4 protein-coding genes are annotated in these 4,549 nt (G+C 72.0%); 3 read left to right on the top strand and 1 reads right to left on the bottom strand.

What is annotated here, in order from left to right:
• Positions 1-452: 452 nt before the first annotated feature.
• Entirely contained in the window at positions 453-2,168 is a 1,716-nt protein-coding gene (locus tag EEJ42_RS33760; RefSeq protein ID WP_123105869.1) for an MFS transporter, read from the top strand.
• A gap of 113 nt (positions 2,169-2,281) precedes the next feature.
• A complete protein-coding gene (locus EEJ42_RS33755) occupies positions 2,282-3,469 on the top strand; it encodes an acyl-CoA dehydrogenase family protein (protein ID WP_123105867.1) in 1,188 nt (395 codons plus the stop codon).
• Positions 3,470-3,484: 15 nt separating this feature from the next.
• On the opposite strand, the gene EEJ42_RS33750 is transcribed toward EEJ42_RS33755, so the two are convergent.
• Positions 3,485-3,919 (bottom strand): cell division protein SepF, encoded by a 435-nt coding sequence (locus tag EEJ42_RS33750; protein WP_123105865.1) that lies wholly within the window; start codon positions 3,917-3,919, stop codon positions 3,485-3,487.
• A 233-nt stretch (positions 3,920-4,152) separates the two neighbouring features.
• Between EEJ42_RS33750 and EEJ42_RS33745 the strand changes: the two genes are divergently transcribed.
• On the top strand, positions 4,153-4,549 hold a 397-nt coding region (locus tag EEJ42_RS33745), incomplete at its 3' end, for a DUF5685 family protein (RefSeq protein WP_221179458.1).

The following is a 4,549-nucleotide window of genomic DNA, read 5'->3' as shown; positions in this document are numbered from 1 at the left end:
GGCGCAGCGCGGCGAGCGCCACGCCGCCCGGCCGCCCGGCGCCGGGCGGCGCGGTGTCGGCTTGGGCAAGATCAGTCACGGCGACGATTATCGAGGATGTTGCCGGGGCCCGCCCGGGCCTGTGGATAACCGGCGGACGAACAGCCGACGGACGGGGGGAGGACGGTCGGGGGCCAACCGCTCGGCCTGACGGCGCACGGGAGACGGACGAGGGACGGACAAGGGACGGACGGAAGGCAGACAGGGCACAAAAGGGGAGAGGCGGAACGTACTCCACCGCCCTGGCCTGCGGCGATGCCCATAACATGACCTGCGGCACACGCCTCGCGCGGCGACTCGCGTACCCTGACCTCTCCACTCGTGCCTTCGCCGCCGGGCCGCCGGACGTCCCTACGAAGTGACGTTCGTCCCGTCCCGGCGCGACGCGAGCGCAAGACCAGGGAGGTGCGTACATGTCCGGGACGACCACGGCCCGCACTCGGCGGACGGCGGCCGTTCCCCGGCAATGGCTCGGTACCGAGGCGGGCGGCGGCGCGAACCGCTGGATCGTCCTCCTCGTGCTCTGCGTCAGCCTGCTGCTCGTCGCCGTGGACGCGACCGTGCTGCACGTCGCGGTTCCGGCCGTGACCGAGGACCTGCGGCCCGGCGCGATCGAGCTGCTGTGGATCGTGGACGCGTACCCGCTGGTCTGCGCCTCGCTGCTGATCCTCTTCGGCACCCTCGGCGACCGGGTCGGCCGCCGCCGGGTACTGCTGCTCGGCTATGCCTTCTTCGGCGCCGCCTCGGCGCTCGCCGCCTTCGCCGCCACCCCCCAGATCCTCATCGTGGCCCGTGCCCTGCTGGGCGTCGGCGGCGCGATGATCATGCCCGCGACGCTGTCGATCCTGCGCCAGGTCTTCCCGGACCGCCGGGAACGGGCCCTGGCCATCGGCATCTGGAGCGCGGTCGCGGCGGTCGGCGCGGCGGTCGGCCCGCTGCTCGGCGGCTTCCTGGTCGAGAACTTCTGGTGGGGCTCGGTCTTCCTGGTCAACCTCCCGCTGATGGCCGTGGCGCTGCCCGTCGGCCGCTGGCTGCTGCCGGAGTCCACCGGCGACCGGGACGGCCCCTGGGACGTGCTGGGCGCGCTCATGGCCGCCGGCGGGCTGTTCTGCCTCGTCTTCGGCGTGAAGCGGATGGGCAGCGGCACCGGGCTGCTGGACGCGCTCACCGCCGCCCCGGTGCTGATCGGGCTGGTGGTGCTGGTGCTCTTCGTCCGCCGCCAGCGGCGCCGTACGCATCCGCTGGTCGACCTCAAGCTGTTCGCCCGGCCCGCCTTCTCGATCTCCGTCGGCTGCATCGTGGTCGCCCTGCTCGCGCTCGTCGGCCTGGAGCTGATAGCCGCGCAGTACCTTCAGCTCGTCCTCGGGCTCACCCCGCTGGAGACCGGGCTGAGGCTGCTGCCCCTCACCTTCGCCGCCATGGCCGCCGGGCTCGTCGGCTCCCGGATGCTCCAGCGGCTCGGCCCCCGCATGATGGTGGGGCTCGGCTTCGTGCTCACCGCCGCCGGTGTGCTGTCGCTCATCACCATGGGCCAGTCCGACCAGCCCGCGGTGCTCGTGGGCGGCTTCGTCGTCCTCGGCTTCGGCCTGGAGACCACGCTGTTCAGCGCGTACGAGTCCATGCTCAACGAGGCCTCCGCCAAGTCGGCGGGCGGCGCCGCCGCCATCGGTGAGACCTCCTACCAGCTCGGCGCCGGTATCGGCATAGCCCTCCTGGGCAGCGTCATGAACGCCGCCTACAAGCCGGGCGTCTCCTCGGTGACCGGGGTGCCCGGCAAGGCCAGCGCCGACGCGAGCCAGTCGCTGGGCGCGGCGTACGAGGTCTCCGCCCAGCTCGGCGGGAAGTCCGGGGCCGCCCTGATGGCCGCGGCCCGCGCGTCCTTCGTCCACGGGCTGCACGTGACGCTCGCGGTCAGCGCCGGTCTGCTGCTGATGGGCGCCCTGGCCGCGCTGCGGCTGCCGAAGACCATGGAGTGCGCGCCCGCCGGCGAGGACGACGCGGACGGCACGTGTCCCGCCGGGGCCGCGGACGCTCCCCGCACCGCGGACGCCCCGGACGCCGAGGAGATCGCGGACACCCCGCCGCGCCGCGACCCGGCCGCCGTCGTCGGCGCCGAGTCCCGGAGCTGACCCGCAGCCCCACGGGCGAGGCACCCGGCTGATCCAACACGGTCTGGACGGCAGGCGTTACCCGGCCGTAGCGTCAGCGGCCGGAAGCCACATCGAACCGGAGGTCGCTCCCCATGTCCGCTGGCACCCTGCCGCCGTTCGACCCCGACGACCCGCTGGGCATCGACGACCTGCTGGAGCCGGAGGACCTGGCGGTACGGACCACCGTGCGGCAGTGGGCCGCCGACCGCGTCCTGCCCCACATCGCCGACTGGTACGAGCGTGGCGAACTGCCCGGCATCCGCGAACTGACCCGCGAACTCGGCTCCCTCGGCGCGCTCGGCATGTCCCTCACCGGCTACGGTTGCGCGGGCGCCAGCGCCGTCCAGTACGGGCTGGCCTGTCTGGAGCTGGAGGCCGCCGACTCCGGCATCCGCTCCCTGGTCTCGGTGCAGGGCTCGCTCGCCATGTACGCCATCCACCGCTTCGGTTCCGAGGAGCAGAAGCAGCAGTGGCTGCCGCGGATGGCCTCCGGCGAGGTCATCGGCTGCTTCGGGCTCACCGAACCCGACCACGGCTCCGACCCGGCCGGTATGCGCACGTACGCCAAGCGGGACGGCACGGACTGGGTGCTGACCGGCCGTAAGATGTGGATCACCAATGGCTCGGTGGCCGGGGTCGCGGTGGTGTGGGCCCGCACCGACGAGGGCGTCCGCGGCTTCGCCGTCCCCACCGACGCGCCCGGCTTCTCCGCCCCCGAGATCAAGCACAAGTGGTCGCTGCGCGCCTCGGTCACCAGTGAACTCGTCCTGGACGAGGTGCGGCTGCCCGCCGACGCCGTACTGCCCGAGGTCACCGGGCTGCGTGGACCGCTGAGCTGTCTGAGCCACGCCCGCTACGGCATCATCTGGGGCGCGCTGGGCGCGGCGCGCGCGTCCTTCGCGTCGGCGCTGGAGTACGCCCGCACCCGGGAGCAGTTCGGGCGGCCCATCGGGGGCTTCCAGCTCACCCAGGCCAAGCTCGCCGACATGGCGGTGGAACTGCACAAGGGCGTGCTGCTCGCCCATCATCTGGGGCGGCGGATGGACGCGGGGCGGCTGCGTCCGGAGCAGGTCAGCTTCGGCAAGCTGAACAATGTGCGCGAGGCGATCGAGATCTGCCGCACGGCCCGGACCATCCTGGGCGCCAACGGGATCTCCCTGGAGTACCCGGTGATGCGGCACGCGACGAATCTGGAATCGGTGCTCACCTACGAGGGCACCGTCGAAATGCACCAACTGGTGCTCGGCAAGGCGCTCACCGGTCTGGATGCCTTCCGGTGAGCGGCCTCGCCGAGCTCAGCTCTGGTTGAAGAAGCCGCCGATTCCGCGGCTGGGCTCCCCGCTGACGATCTGGTAGTCGGCGGGGGTGAGGAGGAAGACGCGGTTGGCGACGCGCTCGATGGAGCCGCGGAGCCCGAACGTCAGTCCGGCGGCGAAATCCACCACGCGCTTGGCGTCGGCGGGCTCCATCGTCGTCAGGTTGACGATGACCGGAATTCCCTCCCGGAACATCTCACCGATTCCGCGGGCGTCCCGGAACCCGTCCGGGGTGACCGTCGCGATCCGCGTGCCCTGGTCCTGTGCGGCCTGGTCGGCCACCCGCACCCGCGGGTCGGTCACCCAGGAGTCGCCGGGCTCGGGCCCCTCGGCGTAGTCGTCGTCGTAGTAGCGCTCGTCATCGCTGTCGTCGACGAGGCCAAGCCAAGCGCTCGCCTTGCGCACCGATCCCATGGACGCCTCCTCTCCTCTTTACGGTGTGTACTGTCCGCCCCTCTATGGTCGTCCATGATGCGGATGATGTGCCACGTGGATTGCGGCCGCACAGCGGATTTGTGACGTTACCGGTGCACAACGTTTGGCGCCATATCAGGGTTGCACCTGATGAAGGGGGCTGACGGAGCGCTGGGTAGACTCCGCAGGCCGGACGGGTGACACCGGGGACGTACGGGTGAACGGGGACAGTTTTGTTTGGCATTATCCGGCCTTGTCGGCACCGGCTGTCGCAAAACCTGCGGACGGAATGGATGGCGCATCTGTGCGGGTTGTGCCTCGCGCTGCGCGGTGAGCACGGTCAGTTCGCCCGCGTCGCCACCAACTACGACGGGCTGGTCATATCTGTTCTGGTGGAGGCTCAGGCCGGTCGCTCCGACGGCTGGCGGCGCACCGCGGGGCCGTGTCCGCTGCGCGGGATGCGCACCGCGTCGGTGGCGCAGGGGGAGGGCGCGCGGCTCGCGGCGACCGTCTCGCTGGTGCTGGCCTCCGCGAAGGTACGGGACCATGTGGCGGACGGCGACGGGGCGTTGGCCCGCCGTCCGGTCGCCGCGGCCGCCCGCCGGGTGGCCGGGCGGTGGGACCGGGCGG

The sequence above is a fragment of the Streptomyces botrytidirepellens genome (genome assembly GCF_003721215.1).
GTDB classification, from domain to species: Bacteria; Actinomycetota; Actinomycetes; order Streptomycetales; family Streptomycetaceae; genus Streptomyces; species Streptomyces himastatinicus.
The sequence above is the reverse complement of the archived record's forward strand: the minus strand, read 5'-3'. Positions and strand labels throughout refer to the sequence as shown.